Origin of the sequence: Nocardia sp. NPDC005366 (assembly GCF_040606855.1) — a bacterium.
Taxonomy (GTDB): Bacteria; Actinomycetota; Actinomycetes; order Mycobacteriales; family Mycobacteriaceae; genus Nocardia.
The window spans coordinates 24,740-44,064 of sequence record NZ_JBEXFQ010000023.1 but is presented as its reverse complement, the minus strand read 5'-3'; the positions used below and the strand labels follow the sequence as shown (position 1 = coordinate 44,064).

At 66.7% G+C, this 19,325-nt stretch carries 19 protein-coding genes; 12 read left to right on the top strand and 7 right to left on the bottom strand.

Annotation, left to right across the window (positions count from 1 at the left end; genetic code table 11):
* Window positions 1-20: 20 nt before the first annotated feature.
* The 5 genes from ABZS43_RS24325 (at window position 21) to ABZS43_RS24305 (ending at window position 6,734) form a co-directional block, all read left to right on the top strand.
* Window positions 21-1,454 (top strand): MDR family MFS transporter, encoded by a 1,434-nt coding sequence (locus tag ABZS43_RS24325; protein ID WP_355038250.1) that lies wholly within the window; start codon window positions 21-23, stop codon window positions 1,452-1,454.
* Between the two features lie 226 nt (window positions 1,455-1,680).
* Window positions 1,681-2,454: a phosphatase PAP2 family protein gene (locus tag ABZS43_RS24320; RefSeq protein ID WP_355038249.1), complete on the top strand. Its 774-nt coding sequence runs from the start codon at window positions 1,681-1,683 to the stop codon at window positions 2,452-2,454.
* The gene (locus ABZS43_RS24315; protein WP_355038248.1) at window positions 2,451-4,856 is read left to right on the top strand and encodes a lysylphosphatidylglycerol synthase domain-containing protein; all 2,406 of its coding nucleotides are present in this window, start codon (window positions 2,451-2,453) and stop codon (window positions 4,854-4,856) included. Before ABZS43_RS24320 ends, ABZS43_RS24315 begins: the two co-directional genes overlap by 4 nt.
* A gap of 153 nt (window positions 4,857-5,009) precedes the next feature.
* Window positions 5,010-5,672 carry a DUF2267 domain-containing protein gene (locus ABZS43_RS24310; protein WP_355038247.1) on the top strand — a complete coding sequence of 221 codons (663 nt, stop codon included), beginning with the start codon at window positions 5,010-5,012 and terminating at the stop codon, window positions 5,670-5,672.
* A 27-nt stretch (window positions 5,673-5,699) separates the two neighbouring features.
* Window positions 5,700-6,734 carry an LLM class flavin-dependent oxidoreductase gene (locus ABZS43_RS24305; RefSeq protein WP_355038246.1) on the top strand — a complete coding sequence of 345 codons (1,035 nt, stop codon included), beginning with the start codon at window positions 5,700-5,702 and terminating at the stop codon, window positions 6,732-6,734.
* 1 nt (window position 6,735) lies between these two features.
* On the opposite strand, the gene ABZS43_RS24300 is transcribed toward ABZS43_RS24305, so the two are convergent.
* Window positions 6,736-7,563 (bottom strand): NADPH-dependent oxidoreductase, encoded by an 828-nt coding sequence (locus ABZS43_RS24300; protein ID WP_355038245.1) that lies wholly within the window; start codon window positions 7,561-7,563, stop codon window positions 6,736-6,738.
* A gap of 146 nt (window positions 7,564-7,709) precedes the next feature.
* Here ABZS43_RS24300 and ABZS43_RS24295 point away from each other — a divergent pair, with 146 nt between their 5' ends.
* Both ABZS43_RS24295 and ABZS43_RS24290 read left to right on the top strand, forming a co-directional pair.
* Window positions 7,710-8,471 (top strand): siderophore-interacting protein, encoded by a 762-nt coding sequence (locus tag ABZS43_RS24295; protein ID WP_355038244.1) that lies wholly within the window; start codon window positions 7,710-7,712, stop codon window positions 8,469-8,471.
* Between the two features lie 165 nt (window positions 8,472-8,636).
* A complete protein-coding gene (locus ABZS43_RS24290) occupies window positions 8,637-9,578 on the top strand; it encodes a tellurite resistance/C4-dicarboxylate transporter family protein (protein ID WP_355038243.1) in 942 nt (313 codons plus the stop codon).
* A 166-nt stretch (window positions 9,579-9,744) separates the two neighbouring features.
* Here ABZS43_RS24290 and ABZS43_RS24285 read toward each other — a convergent pair whose 3' ends face one another.
* A complete protein-coding gene (locus ABZS43_RS24285) occupies window positions 9,745-10,494 on the bottom strand; it encodes a hypothetical protein (protein WP_355038242.1) in 750 nt (249 codons plus the stop codon).
* Window positions 10,495-10,691: 197 nt separating this feature from the next.
* Between ABZS43_RS24285 and ABZS43_RS24280 the strand changes: the two genes are divergently transcribed.
* Complete coding sequence (locus ABZS43_RS24280; protein WP_355038241.1) at window positions 10,692-11,498, top strand: M50 family metallopeptidase; 807 nt, start codon at window positions 10,692-10,694, stop codon at window positions 11,496-11,498.
* On the opposite strand, the gene ABZS43_RS24275 is transcribed toward ABZS43_RS24280, so the two are convergent.
* Window positions 11,495-11,986: a gluconokinase gene (locus ABZS43_RS24275; RefSeq protein ID WP_355038325.1), complete on the bottom strand. Its 492-nt coding sequence runs from the start codon at window positions 11,984-11,986 to the stop codon at window positions 11,495-11,497. The genes ABZS43_RS24280 and ABZS43_RS24275 overlap by 4 nt on opposite strands.
* Before the next feature lie 295 nt (window positions 11,987-12,281).
* Window positions 12,282-12,413, bottom strand: coding sequence for a hypothetical protein (locus ABZS43_RS24270; protein ID WP_355038240.1), 132 nt, complete (start codon window positions 12,411-12,413; stop codon window positions 12,282-12,284).
* 34 nt (window positions 12,414-12,447) lie between these two features.
* Between ABZS43_RS24270 and ABZS43_RS24265 the strand changes: the two genes are divergently transcribed.
* The gene (locus ABZS43_RS24265) at window positions 12,448-12,642 is read left to right on the top strand and encodes a hypothetical protein (protein ID WP_355038239.1); all 195 of its coding nucleotides are present in this window, start codon (window positions 12,448-12,450) and stop codon (window positions 12,640-12,642) included.
* A 509-nt stretch (window positions 12,643-13,151) separates the two neighbouring features.
* On the opposite strand, the gene ABZS43_RS24260 is transcribed toward ABZS43_RS24265, so the two are convergent.
* The gene (locus ABZS43_RS24260; RefSeq protein ID WP_355038238.1) at window positions 13,152-14,033 is read right to left on the bottom strand and encodes an alpha/beta hydrolase; all 882 of its coding nucleotides are present in this window, start codon (window positions 14,031-14,033) and stop codon (window positions 13,152-13,154) included.
* A gap of 127 nt (window positions 14,034-14,160) precedes the next feature.
* Between ABZS43_RS24260 and ABZS43_RS24255 the strand changes: the two genes are divergently transcribed.
* Window positions 14,161-14,781: a TetR/AcrR family transcriptional regulator gene (locus ABZS43_RS24255; RefSeq protein WP_355038237.1), complete on the top strand. Its 621-nt coding sequence runs from the start codon at window positions 14,161-14,163 to the stop codon at window positions 14,779-14,781.
* Between the two features lie 217 nt (window positions 14,782-14,998).
* On the opposite strand, the gene ABZS43_RS24250 is transcribed toward ABZS43_RS24255, so the two are convergent.
* Complete coding sequence (locus ABZS43_RS24250; protein ID WP_355038236.1) at window positions 14,999-15,640, bottom strand: hypothetical protein; 642 nt, start codon at window positions 15,638-15,640, stop codon at window positions 14,999-15,001.
* 220 nt (window positions 15,641-15,860) lie between these two features.
* Between ABZS43_RS24250 and ABZS43_RS24245 the strand changes: the two genes are divergently transcribed.
* Both ABZS43_RS24245 and ABZS43_RS24240 read left to right on the top strand, forming a co-directional pair.
* Window positions 15,861-16,781 carry an LLM class F420-dependent oxidoreductase gene (locus tag ABZS43_RS24245; RefSeq protein ID WP_355038324.1) on the top strand — a complete coding sequence of 307 codons (921 nt, stop codon included), beginning with the start codon at window positions 15,861-15,863 and terminating at the stop codon, window positions 16,779-16,781.
* A 93-nt stretch (window positions 16,782-16,874) separates the two neighbouring features.
* A complete protein-coding gene (locus tag ABZS43_RS24240; RefSeq protein ID WP_355038235.1) occupies window positions 16,875-18,611 on the top strand; it encodes a protein kinase in 1,737 nt (578 codons plus the stop codon).
* Window positions 18,612-18,665: 54 nt separating this feature from the next.
* Here the strand turns inward: ABZS43_RS24240 and ABZS43_RS24235 are convergent, their stop codons facing one another.
* The gene (locus ABZS43_RS24235; RefSeq protein WP_355038234.1) at window positions 18,666-18,875 is read right to left on the bottom strand and encodes a hypothetical protein; all 210 of its coding nucleotides are present in this window, start codon (window positions 18,873-18,875) and stop codon (window positions 18,666-18,668) included.
* Between the last annotated feature and the right edge of the window lie 450 nt (window positions 18,876-19,325).

Here is a 19,325-nt window from a genome sequence, read left to right as displayed (position 1 = left end):
ACGAACGAGAGGGGCCGCCGGTGGCGATCGACGTAGCGGATTCGGCGGATTCGGCCATCGGATTCCGATCCGAACGCGGGCCGATCCTCGGATCGCTGATGTTGTCGACCGGGCTGGTGGCGCTGGATTCGACGATCATCGCCACCGCGGTGCTCACCATCACCGACAGTCTCGGCGGATTCTCGCAATTCCCCTGGCTGTTCTCGATATACCTGCTGGCCCAGGCGGTCACCGTGCCGATCTACGGCAAACTCGCCGACACCGTCGGACGTAAGCCGGTGATCCTTTTCGGCATAGCCGTTTTCGCGCTCGGGTCGCTGCTGTGCGGGCTGGCGGGAAATATGGTCGCCCTGATCATCTTCCGCGCCGTGCAGGGTATCGGCGCGGGCGCGATCCAGCCGATGACGATGGTGATCGCGGGCGACCTGTACACGTTGTCCGAACGCGCCAAGGTGCAGGGCTATCTGGCATCGGTGTGGGCCATGTCGGCGGTGCTCGGCCCGCTGGTGGGCGGGATCTTCGCCGAGTACATCAGCTGGCGGTGGATCTTCCTGGTGAATCTGCCGCTGGCCGCCCTCGCCGGCTGGATGCTGGCGCGAAATTTCGCGGAGAGCGCGCCCCGGCACCGCCGTCGCGTCGACTATCTCGGCGCCTGCCTGCTGACGATCGGCGCGGGCGCTCTCATCCTCGGCCTGCTCGAAGGCGGTCAGGCGTGGGCCTGGTCGTCACCGACCGGTATCGCGATCTTCGCGGGCGGAGTGCTCGTGTTGTCGCTGTTCGTCCTGGTGGAGCGTTCGGCGGAGAATCCCATCCTGCCGCTGTGGGTGTTCACCCGGCGCGTGGTGATCGCCAGTAGTACCGTCTCGGTCCTCGTCGGGGCCGTCGTCCTCGGTTTCACCTCCTACGTTCCGACGTTCACCCAGGGCGTGCTCGGCACCGGCGCGCTGCTGGCCGGTCTCACCGTCGGCGCGCTCACCCTCGGCTGGCCGCTCGCCGCGTCCCAGGCCGGGAAGGTGTACCTGCGCATCGGATTCCGCCGCACCGCGCTCATCGGCGGCGGACTCGCCGCCCTCGGAGCCGCGAGCACGCTGTTCATCACCGAGAACTCCGGCATCGCACAGGTCGCCGCGTCCTGTTTCGTGGTGGGCACGGGTATGGGGCTGGTCGCGACGCCGACACTCATCGCTGCCCAGTCCAGTGCCGAATGGACCGAACGCGGCGTGGTGACCTCGGCCAATATGTTCGCCCGCTCCATCGGCAGCGCCGTCGGCGTCGCAGTATTCGGGGCCATCGTGAACTCCCGCGTCGGCAACGCCGACCACCCGGAACCCGGCGCTCTCGCCGAGGCGGTGCACTCGGTATTCGTGGCGCTGGCCGCGATGGCGGTGGTCATGGTCGTCGCCGCGGCGATGATGCCCGGCCGCAAGACCCGGCCTGACAAGACCGCCGCCTGACAAGACCGCCGCCTGTCAAGACCGCCGCCTGAGCAGGTACCGCCCTGGCCCGCTCGATCACCCGTGAACTCGGTTCCCGCCTCGGCCAACGCGTCAGCGGAGGATCGTCCCTCGCTTCGAGGACCAAAGCCAGCGTTTCGCTCGCCCGCGTTCCTCTAGAATGTGCAGCGCACCCGACACAACATATTCTCGGATCGACGATCCGACCGGCCGGTAGGAGCAAGAATTGTCCGCCCGCCGCCGGGTCTTCGAGACGGCCGAATCGACCACGTCACCCGGGTGCCGGGTCAACGGACGGCGGTCCCCGCGAACCGCAGGACTGGCAGCCGTCGCGCTGGCGGCCACCGCGATCGCTGCGTGGACGGCACACACCACGGTACTGACCGGACTCGACAGCACCCTGTTTCACGCTGTGAATACTCTGCCCGACGATCTGTTTCGGCCATTGTGGTTACTCCAGCTGTCCGGTGTGCTCGGAGCACCGGCGCTTGTCGCGATAGTCGCGCTGCTACTGGGCCGATACCGGCTCGCATCGGGTCTCGTGCTCCTGATTCCGGCGAAGCTCATCCTCGAACGCGACGTGCTCAAAGCCCTGGTGCACCGGCCGCGTCCCGCCGTCACCATGTCGGATCCCGTGCTGCGTGACGTCCCGACCGCGGGGCTTTCGTTTCCCTCCGGGCACGCGGTCATCCTGTTCGGAACGGCGACGCTGCTCGCTCCCTACCTGAGCCGCGCCGCGCGCACCGCGGTTTTCGTCTTCGCCTCGCTCGCGGCGACCGCGCGCGTATACCTCGGCGCGCACGCGCCGCTGGACGTGATCGGTGGAGCCGCCGCGGGTGTACTGCTCGGCGCAACCCTTACCCTGGTCGTCGGCGTCTCCGAACACCGCACCGCATCCAGCGGTGCGCACAGGCTCGGATTCCCGAGCCGGACAATCCATGTCAGTCGCTTTCCCCGACCGACACGATCGAGTTCTCACCCCCGGAGTACGAAACGATGACCACCGAAGCGACGCCGACCACACCGCCGACAGCTGCCGCGACGGCCAACGCGACGCCGAGGGCGGTCGTCACGCAACGGCATCCCGGCGACCTCGTACGCGTCGTGCTCGGCGTTTCCGCACTGATCGTTTCGACATTGGTCGTCTGGCACACGCGGGTGCCGCGGCTGGAAGTGGACCTGTTCCATCTGATCAACGACTTGCCCTCCTGGGTGATGCCGGTGTTGTACGTGATCATGCAACTGGGCTCGCTCGGCGCGGTCGTGGCCGTTTCGGTCGTGGCGCTGGCGGCACGCAAATTCCGGCTGGCGCGTGATCTGGCCACCGCGGGCACGCTCGCGTATGTCCTGGCCCTGGTAGTCAAGTCGTTCGTCGGGCGAGCTCGACCCGACATGTTGTTGACCGAGCTCAATCTGCGGACCCACCAGGGCGGACTCGGTTTCGTCTCAGGGCACGCCGCCGTCGCGGCCGCGCTCGCTGCCGCCGCCGCCCCCTGGCTGCCACGGCCCTGGCGCAGGGTGGCATGGGCGGCCGCGGCGGTGGTGGGGCTCGCTCGAATCTTCGTCGGCGCTCACCTGGTTCTCGATGTCTTCGGCGGCGCCGCTCTCGGCTGGGCAGTCGCCGCAGCCATGCATCTGCTGTGGGGGGCGCCGGTGCATCGCTGCGAAGCGCCCGCCCTCGCCAAGGCGCTGGCCGCGGCGGGACTGCACCCGATCGATGTCGCACCTGTCCGGCTGGATGCCCGCGGGTCCCGCCCCTTTCTGGTGACCACCGAGAACGGCACCCACGCTGATCTCTTCGTGAAGGTCATCGGGTATCACGAACGCAATTCGGATCTGCTGTTCAAGTCGTTCCGCCATCTGGTGTTCCGGGAACTCGAGGACGAGTCGCCTTTCGCGACACCGAAGCAGCAGGCCGAACACGAGGCGTTCGTCGCGCTGATGGCCTATCGCGTCGGCGTACGCACGCCACCGATAATCTCCGTCGGCGTCGCCGAGAACGGCGACGCCTGGCTGGCCGAGGCTCGAATCCCCGGCCGTGACCTCGGCAGATCGGTCGCCGAACCGATCTCCGACGACGTTCTGCGCGATGTGTGGTGCCAAGTCGCGCTGCTGCGGGCGGCTCGCATCGCGCACCGCGATCTGCGGCTGGCCAATGTGCTCATCGACGAGCAGGGTGATCCTTGGATCGTCGATTTCGGATTCGGCGAGACCGGCGCCTCCGACCACCGGCTCGACGCCGACGTGGCCGAGCTCCTGGTGTCGATGAGTCTGAAGGTCGGGGCGAAACGCAGTGTGGACGCGGCACTTCGGGTGCTCGGGCACGACGCGCTGGTCGGGGCGGCACCGCAATTGCAGCCGCTGGCCCTCGCCTCCGCGACCCGCAGCGCGGCACGGCACCGGCACGGCCTGATCGATGAGATTCGCGGCACCGTCGCCGCGGTGACCGACACACCACTATCGGCACCGGAGACGATCATGCGGTTCCAGTGGCGCACGCTGGGCTGGATTGTGGCGACGATCTTCGCGACCTACGTGCTGCTGCCGCAGGTCGGTCAGCTCGGGCGCACCATCAGCGCTCTCGATGACGCACGGTGGCAGTGGCTGCTCGGCGCCCTCGCGATGTCGGCGCTGACCTATCTCGCGGCGGCGTTGACCGTGCTCGGCGCCAGCCCGCGCCCGCTCGCCTTCGGTCGCACCGTGAAGGTGCAATTGGCGACGTCGTTCGCGAACAGGCTTGCGCCGTACGGCATCGGCGGCACCGCGGTGAACGAACGCTATCTCGAGCGGTCAGGCCTTCCGCGCGGCATCGCGGTGGGCACGATCGCCGTCATCGCCGCATCGGGTGTCGTGCTGCATCTGCTCCAGTTGATCGGCGCTGGTATCTGGCTCGGGCAATCCCGTCAACTGCTGGATTCGGCGTTGCCCTCGGGCTGGGTTCTGTTGGCAGGTTTCGTCGTGGCTATGACCGCCATCGGAGTGGCGATCGCGCTGCTGGTGCGACGCCCGGACTGGCTCGCCGAGGTCCGCGGCACCGCGTCATCGATGGTGGGGGTACTGCGCAGGCCACGCGAGGCCGCGCTGCTGCTCACCGGCCAGATCGGCGGCAACATCGCCTACATCGCGGCCCTGGGATTCTCGGTGTACGCCTTCGGCGGCACCCCCTCGGCCGCCCTGGTCACCGCCGTATTCCTCGGTGGATCCGCGCTCGGCGCCGCCAGCCCGACTCCGGCGGGGCTCGGAGTCGTCGAGGCATCACTCGTCGCGGGACTGATGGTGGGTGGGGTAGCGGACGGACCGGCGGTCGCGGGTGTTCTCGCCTACCGCTTGGTGACCTTCTGGCTGCCCGCCGCACTCGGCTTCTTCGCCTTCAAATCCCTCGAACGCCATCACCTGCTGTGAGATCGCGTCCGGGGCGTGTGTGAGAGGTCCCCGCGGAACGGGACCATCGCCTCACCACCGAGCAACTTTGGGCCCTTGGACCCGGATCGCGGTCGGCGCAGGCTGATCGGTGCACCCTCGCCGACGCGTCGGGCGAATACCCAGGAGGACACCATGCCGCATGCCGCCGACCCCTTCGCTCCTGCCGTGCAGGTCGCGCACAAATGGTTGCGCGCCGTCGCCGACGGCCTCGACACAGATGATCTCGCGTTCGCCAACCGCGCGTTGCGGGCCTGGATGCATACCGTCAGGGACCGGATCAGTGTGGCGGCTTCCGCGCATCTGAGCGCGCAACTGCCCGAACTCCTGCGCGGCGCCTACTACGAAGGCTGGATACCAAGCCATGTGCCGGTGCGCCACGGTCTGGCCGAGTTCATCGATCAATTCGCCAGGACCGCGGACATCGAACCCGACGAAGTCGGCGCTGTCGCTGGCACGATCACCGCGGTGCTCTCCGACCTGTTCTCCGCAGGCCAGATGAACCGCGTCTTCGCGGTATTGCCGATGCGGCTGTACGGCGTCCTGTGCGGTGCGCGCCCCGAGGTATCCCCGGTGACGGACGAAGAACCGGCCGGGACGGACAGCGACGCCGATCCGGTGCTCGCACTCCAAGATCGGGTCCGCGCGCTCGGTGACGCGGTCGCCGCCCTCGCCCACGGCTTGGAGCAGTTGCCGACCGACACAGTCGACCTCAACCGAACCGCGTCGGCCGCCCAAGAGGCACATCGCATCCTGCTCACCGAAGGGCTGATGCCGACATCCACGCGGCCACGCTGACATGGCATGAAATAAGGCGCGGGTCCGATGACGTTGGCTCTGGATGTCATCCCACGACTAGGAGCCGCATTGCTGGACGTCCCGCTGTCAGTTCTGGATCTGGCGCCGGTGCAGGCCGGTCGCACCGCAGGTGAGGGGCTCGCGGCGACCACTGAGGTCGCGCGGCGCACCGAAGCGCTCGGCTATCAACGTTTCTGGGTGGCCGAGCACCACAATATGCCCGGTATCGCGAGTTCGGCCCCGAGCGTGCTACTGGCGCATCTCGCCGCGAACACCTCGACCATCCGCGTCGGCTCGGGCGGGGTGATGCTGCCCAATCACGCCCCGCTGGTAGTGGCCGAACAGTTCGGAACACTGCACGCGCTGCATCCCGGCCGCGTCGATCTCGGCATCGGACGCGCGCCCGGCACGGATCAGGCGACGGCCCTCGCCCTGCGGCGCACCAAGGAGGGGCTCAACGCCGATTCGTTCCCGCAGGAACTCGCGGCATTGCTGCGCTACTTCAGGGGCACCGACCCCGCCGGAATCACCGCGACACCAGGGCTCGGCGAGCAGCCGGAGATCTGGCTGCTCGGTTCCAGCGGGTTCAGCGCCCAGGTCGCGGCGCTGCTCGGCCTGCCGTTCGCCTTCGCCCATCATTTCTCCGCCGCCAATACCGAACCCGCGCTCGCGCTCTATCGCGAGCAGTTCCGCCCGTCCGAGCAATTGGACAAGCCGTACGCGATGGTGGCCGTGGCCGTCGTCTGCGCCGACACCGACGAGCGGGCCGAGGAGTTGGCGCTGCCGCGCGACCTGGCCTTCCTACGTCTGGCCGGTGGACGTCCCCAGGCGCTGCCGACCCCAGAGCAGGCGGCGCGATACCCGCTCAGCGATCGCGAACGGCAATTCATTCTGCAACGCCGTGAGGGCCAGGCCCTCGGCTCCCCCGAGACGGTCCGTCGCCAACTCGGCGATTTGATGGAACGCACCGACGCCGACGAATTGATGATCAATACGCTGGTCTACGACGTCGACGATCGGATACGTTCCTTCGAACTCCTCGCGGAGAAGGTCGCCGCCTGACTCAGCGCAGCCGGAATCCCTGTTCGAACAGGGATTCGCGTAATGTGTGCCGCCCGTTCAAACTCGCCGCCGACGCGAGCCTGGTCAGCACGCGATCGGTCCACGAATGCGAAAGTCGCTGTTCGGCATAGAATTGCGCGATCCGTCCCTCGTATTCGGCGACATGCTCGCGCTGTGCCTCGAGATCGTAGGTCTCGTGGTGCAGCACCGCCCGCTGCGGCAGACGCGGTTTCACCCTGGCGTCCTCGGCCGGGTCGGGGTGGCCGACCACGAGACCGAACACCGCGAAAACATGTTCGGGCAGACCGAGTTCGGCCGCGACCTGCGCGGGCTTATTGCGCAGCGCCCCGATATACACCGTGCCCAGCCCGAGCGATTCCGCGGCCACCACGGCGTTCTGCGCGGCCAGCGCGGCGTCGATGAAACCGACGTAGCTGGATTCCAGGTAGTCGGCGCCCTCCAGCGGCGCGCCCCTGTCGTCCGCGAGCTGGCGCAGCCGGGCGAAATCCGCCGTCCAGACCAGCAGCACGGGCGCCTGCAGAATGTGTTCTTGATTGCCCGCCAGCGCGGCCAACCGCGCTTTGCGCTGCGGGTCGCGGACCGCGACGACACTCCAGACCTGGAGATTCGACGACGTGGGCGCGGACTGCGCCGCGGAGATCAGCAGCCGCAGGGTGTCGTCGGAGACCGGATCGGCGAGATACCTGCGCACCGAGCGATGTTCGTGCAGGACCTGCAGAACCGGATTCCAGTCGGCCGGATCCTCCGGATCGGCGTCCCGGTAGCGCTGCTGGACGATGTGGGCTGGTGTCGCGACGGTCTGCGTCATGAGTGGTGATTGTGGCTCGTCGCACCCGCGAACGTCTGCGGTAAGCGTCACTGTGAACCGAACCCCGTGGCATGCCATCCCAGCCACCGACCGGGTACGGTCGGTTAGGTATACCTAATTAATACCGATCTTCTCCGGAGGCGACCTTGGCACGACCTCGCACCACCCTCACCGTGCAGCGCACCGAGTGGCTGACCCCGCACCTGATCCGGGTCCACCTCGGCGGACCGGGCTTCGCCGCCTTCCGCCCGAGTGAATTCACCGACTCCTATGTGAAATTCATCTTCGAACGCGACGGCATCGAAGTGCTGCGCACCTACACCGTCCGCTCGGTCGATCCGGAAGCGGGCCGGTTGGCCGCCGACTTCGTCTACCACGGCGCCGAGGGCATCGCGGGTCCGTGGGCGGCCGAGGTGGAACCCGGCCAGACCATCGATTGCTACGGACCGGGCGGCGCGTACTCGCCTCGCTCCGACGCCGACTGGCATCTACTCGCTGGCGACGAGGCCGCGCTCCCCGCCATCGCCGCCGCACTGGAGGCGATGGACCGCACCGCGATCGGGCGGGCCTACATCGAAGTCGCGGGACCCGACGACGAACTCCCCCTCGACAAGCCCGACGGCGTCGAACTCACCTGGTTGCATCGCGGCGTCCGAGGACCGGGCGAAGTACTCACGCGGGCCGTACGCGACGCACCGTGGACCGAGGGGCAGGTCCAGGTGTTCATTCACGGCGAGGCGCAGGCGGTCATGCAGGATTTGCGCCGCTACATCCGACGCGAGCGCAATGTGCCCGCCGAATGGGCGAACTCGATCTCCGGCTACTGGCGACGCGGTCGCACCGAGGAAGGTTTCCGCCAGTGGAAAGCCGAACTCGAGGCCCAGGAAACCGCACCCGCCGCGGGCTGAGCACCCCGGATCCGGGCCGCGGGAGGATTCGACGAACCTCTTCGATGACTCACAAGCTTGCGACAAGCGGGTGGTCCAGCCGAAATTCTCGTATCGTGCGCCTCGCCGCGTAGATCACCGACAGCCTGCTTGACCGTGGGATCCGGCTCGAGTTCTGATACCGGGGTGGCATATCGATGGTGGCAGGAGCTGCCCCCTGCGGCGGGCTCGTTCGTGATGGCCACGGGCATCGTCTCGGTGGGACTGCATCTCACTGGTTTCGAGGCTGTGTCCTGGATCTTCCTGGCCCTCGCCGCCGTGATCTGGGTGCTGCTCGCCGTGGATTTCGGTTCCCGGCTGCTGTGGAATCGAGACCGCTGGAGCGCCGAGGCCGACACCCCGCCCGCCCTCACCGCGGTCGCGGCGACCACGGTGCTCGGCACCCGGCTGGCGCTGCTCGGTCTGAACGAGCTGGGCGTGGCACTGCTCGTCCTGGCGACAGCGGTGTGGCCGATACTGCTGAGCGCGGTGATGCGGCATTGGCAGCGAGGCATGCCCGGTGCGGCATTCCTGGTCTGCGTCTCCACACAGGGACTCGCTGTGCTCGCGGCGACCCTCGCTCTCGAGGATGGCCGCCGGTGGCTGATGTCCGCGGCGCTGATCTGCTTCTGCCTCGGTCTCCTGCTGTACGTGGCGGCCTTCTCGCATTTCGATCTTCCGCAGATCTGGACCGGTTCGGGCGATCAGTGGGTCGCGACCGGCGCGCTGGCCATCTCGGCCTTGGCCGGATCCAAACTGACCATGGCACAACAGTGGACGGGTCTGCCGCACAACGTCATCCAGGTGACCACCCTGATCGTGCTCGGCCTCAATATGATCGGCTACGGAGTGCTGCTGCTCGCGGAGGCGATCCGGCCGAGACCGCACTACGACATCCGGCGCTGGGCCACCGTCTTCCCGCTCGGAATGACCGCCGTGGCGACGTATTCCACCGGATCGGCCATTCATGTCGACGCATTGCGCACCGTGGGCACGATACTGCTGGCGGTGGCAGTGGGCGGCTGGCTGCTGACCTTCGTCGCACTGCTCACCGATCGCACCACCTTCCACCCGCAACACGCGCACTGACCTGGCTACCATGACCGACCGCACGTCGCTCCCGAGCGGGCCGGCGGCTCGGCGGATAGGGTGCGGCGGTGGACAGAGCGGAACTTGTCGATCGCGGACAGGATTTGCGCCGCTACATCCGACGCGAGCGCAATGTGCCCGCCGAATCGGTGAACTCGATCTCCGGCTACTGGCGACGCGGTCGCACCGAGGAAGGTCTTCCGCCGGTGGAAAGCCGAACCCGAGGCCGAGGAGACCGCGTCCGCCGCGGGCTGAGAACCTCGGATCCGAGCCGCCTACCCGGAGGGTCGACAATCCTCTTCGATTGCGCGGCAACGGATTCAGCCGTGTGAAACCCCGGCAGGTGGTGGTCGACCAGGGGAATCATGAGTTGGATCAGCGGGCCGATGCCGAAGGCATAGACGACAGTTCCGATACCGACGCTGCCGCCGAGCAGCCAACCGACGGCGAGCACCGTCACCTCGATACCGGTGCGGACCAGGCGAACGGACAGACCCGAATTGCGCACCAGGCCGGTCATCAGTCCGTCGCGTGGACCGGGGCCCATGCCCGCGCCGATATAGAGCACGGTCGCGGCGGCGTTGAGCACCACGGCCAGCGCCATCGCGCCGAGCCGGGGTGGCAGCGCGTGCAGTTCCGGGAGCAACCAGAGTCCGGCGTCGACCGAGATGCCGATCACCACCACATTGCTGACCGTGCCGAGACCCGGTCGTTGCCGGAGCGGAATCCAAGCCAGCAGCACAATCAGACCGGTCAGGGCTGTCACCGCGCCGAAGCTCAGCGGGACGTGCGCGGCGACGCCCTGGTGGAAGACATCCCAGGGATCCAACCCGAGGGCGGCGCGGATCATCACGGCCATGGATAACCCGTACAACCAGAGCCCGACGTAGAGCGCGGTCAGGCGACGAAACAGCATTCGCTCAGCCTGCCGCGAACCGGCCCCGCGAAACAGCGCCACTCACCCGATACTGGACCGCTTCTCGCGCGACAGACGTCCCGGACGCGCGCCGACACCCGCGGCGTGCGGCGTGATCCGCACTGGGATGCCGCAGATCACGGCATCCTGGAACAGATGCCCGAGCGGGCCGGCGGCTCGGCGGATAGGGTGCGGCGGTGGACAGAGCGGAACTTGTCGATCGTGGTACCTCCATCGCGGATCGGCTGACGACAACACAAACCCCGCCGCCCTGGTGGCTGGTGGTCGCGACCGGGGTGGTCGCCCTCATCCTCGTCGGCTACGGGCCGCTGTGGCGCATCACCCGCAATGTGGTCACCATTGCCCACGAAGGTGGACACGCGGTGTTCGCGCTACTCACCGGACGTCGCCTCAACAGCATCACCTTGCATTCGGACACCTCGGGATTGACCGTCTCGAGCGGAAAACCCTACGGCCTCGGGATGATCCTCACGGCCATGGCGGGCTACCCCGCTCCCCCGCTGCTCGGCCTCGGCTTCGCCGCCCTGCTCGGAGCCGAACGCATCACCTTGATGCTGTGGACCTCTATCGCGCTCCTGGCCGCCGTGCTGATCAAGGTGCGCAACATCTACGGCTTGTTCACCGTATTAGCGCTGGGCGCAACTATTTTCGCGGTATCGTGGTTCGGCACCGACACCGTGCAAGCCGGGTTCGCCTTCCTCGGCGCGTGGTTCCTGCTACTCGCGGGAGCACGGCCGATCATCGAACTCCAGCGCGGCCGTTCCCGGCGACTGCACAACACCCCCCACAACGTCGACTCCGACGCCGACCAATTGGCCCGGCTCACCCACATTCCCGGCATCCTGTGGGTGCTGTTCTTCGGCGCGATCGCCGTTGCCGCGCTCGTGGTCGGCGGCGGACTGCTGCTCTCCGACGCGACGGGCGTCTGCATTCCGGTGGTGTCGGGCGAATCGTGCCAGGCGCCGACCCTGACCGGCGGTTAGCGGCCCGCCGCTTTCGGATCGCGCACAACCGCGATCACGGTTCGCACCAGTTCCCCCGGTGCGCGGGTCGCGTCAACGGTGACACCGTTCTCGTCGGCGGCGAGTGGTTGCAGGGCGTCGAGTTGGGAATCCAGTAGTGCCGTCGGCATGAAATGACCTCTGCGGGCGCTCATTCGACGGTCGAGCTCGTCGCGGTCGGCGTCGAGGTGCACGAAGAAGGCTCTTGCGACGGCTTTACGCAGCCGGTCGCGATACCCGCGCTCGAGGGCCGAGCAGCTGACGACGCCGCCGGGCTTCCGGTGATCGGCGAGCCAGGTGGCGATGGCGTCCAGCCAGGGGGCTCGGTCGTCGGTGGTCAAGGCGATACCCGCCGTCATTTTCTCGATATTCGCCGCGGGGTGGAAATCGTCACCGTCGGCGTAGTCGACATCCAGGGCGGCGGCGAGCCGTGCACCGACGGTCGACTTACCCGCGCCGGAGACCCCCATGACGACGATGATCGGCGGTTCGGGAATCAAGCGGCTCGCTTCTCAGGATCTGACTCGGTGTCTTGGACATGTGCGGCGGTGTTCCACTCGTGCATACCCTGAAAGATCTGTTCCTCGGGCCGCGAGAGCGACCCCCGTCGACCGGATGTAGCCGCACCCGGCACCGAACCATCGAAACCAGCCAATCGGCCCACCCTCCATCCGCCGATGTTCTCACGGTCGCGAGTCCGCATCCGATGCGATCGGCGGCAGAAGGAACATCCGCGCGAAAAGTCCGCGATGAACGGCCCCAGCGCTACAGCGTTGTCAGACCCAGAATCACGCCGAGCGGCACCAGCACAACCGCTGCGGCGATCGCCAACGGATCACCGTTGAGCATGCCTTCACGAAGCCAATTACCGATTTGAATCACCAGTTCAGTTGCCATTGCCATCCTCCCGTTGTGGTCTGACGATCTATCGTTGACCACTGAAATCCGTTACCGGGCACTGGACATCACCTGGATCGATCGAACTCGTCGAACTCCGCTCGAGACCCTGCCACGCGCGGAGTTCGGTGAGTATCTCGGCCTCGCCGCGCTGGTCACCGGCGCCCATCGTGCAGCTGCCCGCATCCCTCGGGCGCCCACCGACCAGTTCACGTCCGGAACACGCTAGTGCAGGGCCGGGCCCATGTTCGTGGTGTTCGTCCAGGCGTAGCCCTCGGCGTAGGACACATGCCCGGGCCACAAACCATCGCAGTGCACCAGGGCCGAGTGGTCGCCAGGCGGTTCCATGGCCACTGCCGGACTTCCTGTTTCGATAAGGATCGGAAATGACGCGCTGCATCGAAAGGCACTCCAGGGGTATCGAATTCACCCCCTGACCGTGTATACGACGAGGGTCCGCATTCCGATAACAGCGGGATGCCCGAAAGTTCGCAGCGGTTGCGTGGTGTGCCGCGCAGTTCGCGGCGGCCTACGTTGCGGGCGGCGGTGATCTCCCCGATGCCGATCCCGCGGTCGGCCGGTTCCGGGCAGATCGCCCGGCACATGGCGCGTACACGGCATGCGTTACAGACTTGGCCTGCGGAAACATGCTGTCGCCGACGGTGTCTCGCGAACGATCGGACCTTGGCGCGTCTCGAATGAGGTTGCCTGGCATGCCCATTGCCTACTGTGCTCGGTTCAGGCCCGCACTTGGTCGTGGTGGGCGACGAAGTCGAGGAAGCGCGGAATTATCTGTTTCGGATTCGCCCACAGCAGATCGTGCCCGATGCCTGGATAGATCTCGGTCTCGGCCGAGGGCATGTGGTCGCGGGCGCGTGCCGCCCCGAGCTGTGGGTCGCTGACGACGGTGTCGGCGCCGAAAAGTACCAGGCACGGTGCGGTGATGGCGGCCAGCTGTTCGTCGGTGAGGGGGCGGTCCCACGGCATACCGGACCGGAACTTCACCGATGCCATGGCGAGCGCGAACGCCTCCTCGGTGAAGTCCAGACCCGGCATCAGCCACTTGTTGAACTTACGCATCCGCTCGGGAGTCGGCCGCGCACCTGCGGCAAGGAATTTGAGCAGCAGACTCCAGCGCGGCTTGGCGAATGTGGCACCGCTGGGCTCGAACATGGTCAGACTGGCAAGACGATCGCAGCGGTGCACGGCGATGGCACCGGCCAGCCAGGCGCCCAAAGAGTTTCCGGCCAGATGGACGCGATCCTCACCGAGTCCGTCGAGGACCTCGACCATCCATGTCGCGATATCCGCCGTGTCGCGCACGGGTGCGGTCTGCACGCAGCGTCCCGCCCACCCGATGACATCCGGGGTGTACACGACGCGATCGCGCGCCAGATCCTCGATGAAGTCGATCCATACCTGACCGTTGCCCCCGATGCCCGGCAGCAGCACGATCGGTGCACCGTCCCCGTTTCCGGACTTGCGTACTCGCGTGGTGCCGAAGGATGTCTCGACGTCGATATCGACCGAGGGCACGGGCCATTTCGCGGCCACGGTGTCATAGGCGTGCAGGAAGGTCGTCTTCGCTTGTTCGCTGGTGAATCGCCCGATCTTCGGCATGATCCTCCCCTTCGATCCGCTGATACGGTATGACCGTATCATCTCCATGGTATGACCATAACATATGCGCGGTATGCTCATACCATAACGTCGGATATAGTCGATACAAGAGGAAAGAGCAGGTCACGTGCCACGATTGGTCGACCACGAAGTGCGCCGACGCCAGATCACCGACGCCGTACGCCGAGTCATCGTCGGCGGCGGCCTGGAAGCGGTGACCTTTCAATCGGTCGCCACCGAGGCCGGGTTCTCGATACGGCTGGTGCAGTACTACTTCGGAACCAAGAGCGAATTCCTGCTGGCGACCCACCGATCGGTGATGGAAGACGCCGGCGCACGATTCACGCAACGGTGGACCGCGCTGGGCCGGGACGCCGCACCCCGCGAAGCGATCCGTGCGGTCCTGACCGAACTGCTCCCCCTGGACGAACAACGCCGCGAAGAAGCCATCGTGCTCGGCGCTTTCGGCACCGCGGCGATCACCGGCGGCGGCATCACCGCGGAGGAAACCTTCGCCGCGCCTCGCGCACTGGTCACGATCGTCGCCGATCAACTCCGTCGAGCCCAGCACGCCGACGGATCAGGCCCCCGCCAACCGGATCTCGACGCCGAACTCGTCCTCATGACGATCGGTGGACTCGCCCAAAGCGTGCTCCAGGGCTACAGCACCACGCAGTCCGCGACCGTACTCGTCGACCATCTCCTCGACCATGTACTCGGTACAACCACAACGGCCAGTGGGCGGTGACGAGAGCTGTACGGCCGCGACCGTATCGCGCTCGATGTCTCGCCCGAATGTGATCCCTCACCACCGAGCAAGCCACACAACTCCGCGCACGCGCCGCCGCCGGGAACCGAAATCCCTGCTCGCCAAAGAATTCGGGATCAGTTGCGAAACCGTCCACGCCTACCTACGCGCCTGAGTAATCCAACGGCCCTTCATCGTCCCAGCCTCAAATGCTGCGCTAGAAGCCCGTGAGGGCCATATCGCACATCCACCAGCCACCGCCGAGGTCGACTGGTTCGACACACGGGTCCCCGTAGAGATCTATCCCCTTCGGGGAGCGCCCGGGGCTGTAGAGGTATCCGCCGCCACCGTCCGGAATCCCGATCCACTGTGGGAAGAAGCGAATCGATCGCTCCGACGGGTTGTGGTCGAAATCGGCGCGCGGGCTCGACACCGATCCACTCGAGGTCAAGAACTGCATCGGCAGCGGCAGTTTCGCACCGTACAAGTCGTTCCCCGGCTCGACAGTGAGTGCCATCTCGAGGAACGGTCGGTGTATCAGGAAGTACGTCCTCGGCGCGATCTGCCACAACGGGTTCACCAGCATCGTGAGTACGGTGAACACCGACACCATCGCGGCGGCCACCCTCATCCGCAGTTCCAGGACGAACCCGGCGATCACGATGACGAACCCGACCGTGTAGATCACGGCCATGACCGGGATCACCAGCAGGTCCACGATCCACAATGTGGGTCGACACCAGTTGTACAAGAATCCAACGGTCCAGAACAGCAGGCCGACGGACAACAGCGAGGCTTTCACGCCGATGATGGTGCTCGCGGGTGGCGGCCCGCGCCACGGCGACGAGCCGATCACCACGAGGTCTCCACGAGCCCTCCACGATCTCCACTTCTTCGAGCCCGGTTCTACTGACCGGCGCCTCGGCCGCGAGACTTCGAGTCACCAGACCCCGCGCTCCCACCAACACGCATCCACCGACGCCCGATCGGGTCGCCCCGGACACGGCCCCCGACGACGCGGTGTGATCCCATGAACAGACAAATACCGCGAATACGCTGGAGGCCATGTGTCAGATCCCATGAAATTGCGCGTCTTCACCGAACCGCAGCAGGGCGCCGACTACGACACCCTGCTGACAGTCGCGAAGACCGCGGAGGAGTTGGAATTCGACGCGTTCTTCCGCTCGGACCACTACCTCGCCATGGGAGACGCCGACGGCCTGCCCGGACCCACCGACGCCTGGATCACCTTGGCGGGCCTCGCCAGGGATACCACGCGCATCCGCCTCGGCACGCTGGTCACCGCCGCCACGTTCCGGCTGCCCGGCCCGTTGGCCATTCAGGTCGCCCAGGTGGATCAGATGTCGGGCGGGCGGGCGGAGCTCGGTCTCGGCAGCGGATGGTTCGCCGAGGAACACGCGGCCTACGGCATCCCGTTCCCGTCGGATAGATTCGGCCGCCTCGAGGAGCAGTTGGCGATCATCACCGGGCTGTGGTCGACCAAACTCGGCGATACGTTCAGCTTCGACGGGAACCACTACCGGCTCACCGATTCGCCCGCGCTGCCCAAGCCGGTGCAGGATCCGGTGCCGGTGGTGATCGGCGGCAAGGGCGCTACCCGCACCCCGCGTTTGGCGGCCGAGTTCGCGACCGAATTCAATATGCCGTTCTCATCCGCCGCGGATTCCGCGCGGCAGTTCGACCGGGTGCGCGCGGCAGCTCAGGCACGTGGTCGCAGGCCGGATGATCTGGTCTATTCCAATGCCCTGGTGGCGTGCGTTGGCGCGAACGACGCCGAGGTGGCGCGTCGCGCGGCGGCGATCGGGCGCGAGGTGGCGGAGTTGAAAGCCAACGGGCTGGCCGGATCTCCCGCCGAGGTGGTCGACAAGATCGGCGCCTACGCCGCGGTCGGGACGAGCCGGATCTACCTGCAGATCCTGGATCTGCAGGATCTCGCCCATCTGGAACTCATTGCCGCCGAGGTGCGGTCGCAACTCTGAGAGCCGACCGATATGTTCGCGGATGCGGCCTCTCGAGGGTCGGGTCGGTAGCCTTTCGGATATTCGATTCATTCGAAGGGAACCGAGTTCGCGATGCAACCGCTTGGCATGGACGATCCACGACGGATCGGGGACTACCGGCTGCTCGGCGTGCTCGGTTCCGGTGGGATGGGCCGGGTGTACCTGGGGCGCAATGCCGGCGGGCGCACGGTCGCGGTGAAGGTGATCCGGCCCGATCTGATCGGTGACGGGGAATTCCGGACCCGCTTCCAGCGCGAGGTGACCGCGGCGCGGCGCGTCGGCGGGAAATTCACCGCCCCGGTACTCGACGCCGACGTGGACGCGAATCCGCCGTGGCTGGCGACGGGCTACGTGGCGGGGTTCTCGCTGTCCGAGGCGGTGGAGCAGTTCGGCACCTTCACCGAGGACGCGGTACTGGTGTTGGCGCGCGGACTGGCCGAGGCGATGGCCGCGATCCGCGGGGCAGGGGTGGTGCATCGCGACCTGAAACCATCGAATGTGCTGCTCGCGCTCGACGGGCCGAAGGTGATCGATTTCGGTATCGCCCGTGCGGCGGAGGACACCGCGCTCACCACGACCGGAAAGGTGATCGGTTCACCGGGATTCATGTGCCCGGAACAGGTGACCGGCGAACCTGTGGTACCCGCGAGCGATATCTTCGCACTCGGCGGGGTGCTGGTCTTCGCGGCGACCGGGCATGGACCGTTCGGGACCGGCGATACGGTGCACATGCTGTGGCGGGTGGTCTACGAGGAGCCACGACTCGACGCTGTCCCCGAACGTATTCGCCCGCTGATCGCGTCCTGCCTGGCCAAGGACGTCGCGTCCAGGCCGACGCCGCGGCAACTGATCGACCAACTCGACCGGCTCGGCGTTCCGGACAGCGGCGGATGGCTGCCGATGCCGGTCCTGCACGAAGTCAGCAGACGTGCGGTGCAGCTGCTCGATCTGGACTCCGGGGCGCACGATCTGCCCCCGAGTTTCCAATCGCCTTATCCTGCAACGGGTTCGGCGTCTCACCAACCGGCTCCGACAGCGACGCAGCCGAACCCGTCGGTGTCGCAGCACCCTTACGCGTCCGGTCGGGATCGGTCGCCAGGTCATTCCGGGCACGGAATTACGGAGAATTCCATCCGCGCCGCCTGGCCGTCCGCGGCCCAACCGCGATACGAGGCTCCTCCGTTTCCGCCGCGATCCCAGCGGCACGCCTCGCCGCCGGAACCCGCGACCTTCACCGGATCGCCGAAACCCGTGTCACCGTCGAAGGATCGCACCCGTGTGGCCCTGTTCGCCGCGCTGTCGATCATCGCGATAGTCGTGGCGGGCGGCGCCTACTTCGTCGGCACCCAGTTGCGTGGTACGTCGACCGACGCGAATGGTGACGTCGGCAGCAGCACGTCCGCGATCACCGAGTCTGCGACGCAGAGCGTCTCGTCCACTACCACTACCACGACCGGTGCTGTGTCGGAGCTGCCCGCCGAATTCATCGGCACATGGCGGGGCACCGCGAACGATACGTTGTTCGCCTTCGACATCGAATTGACGCTCGGCGAGGGCGGAGTCGGCGACGAGGTCGGACAGTCGTCCAATACCGGCAAACTGTCCGGTGCACGATGCGCTCGCACCGAGCGACTGAATGCGGTCAGCGCGACAGAGATTGCCCTCACTGCCCGCTTGGCCTCGAACGGGGGCGGCTGCACCGACGATGGGGCGGTCTCCACCGTGATGCTACGACCCGACGGATCATTGTCCTATCGCACACCCAGCGTCGCTGGCCCCATGTCCGGGATTCTGCGCAAGGTCCCGTGAGTGTGCGACAGGCCGAACGGCCCGGGCGCGAGAGAAGCCCGGGCCTCGCGGTGCCTAACGATTCACGGACAGCACGTGACCGTTCAGTCTTCCGCCTTCGCAGACGGTTATCGTCCCCTTCGGCGGATTGTATTTCGTCACCACTCTGCCGCCGCCCGCGATGCAGTACTCGGTGAGAGTCTGCGCGGAGGCCGTACCAGACGTTACCGCGATCACCGAGGCCGCGATCCCCGCGGATACGGCGAAATAGAGTACTTTGCGCATTGAAATCCCCTCCCTGACAGTTGACGCGAAATCGGCTCCTGATACGTGATCAGGTAGGACCGGCATCGCTTGCTCGAACCATCGATCGGCCGAGCCTTCTGGCGTGCGCTCCCGATCGATCCGGAAGACATCCCCCGCGCCAGGACTCACACGGTATCAAAGGTGTTCGTGGCACACAAGATTCCGCTCGTTGGCGAAGATCGCGAACGCACACATCGAAGAGCCGAGATCAGATCCATCCGCCTGCACCTCGTAGCGCCCGCAGCGGCGATGCGCACGCGGCTCTATGCCCGCACGCCGAACACCCGCCTCACCGCGGATCCACGCTGGCCGGAGCCACCGCAGCACGACACGACAGCGCCGACGCCCGTGGCGGCGGGCGGACGGCGACGACATTCGATAGGCTTCGGCGCGGCCGGTGACCGTTCGATCACGCGGACACCGGCGTCT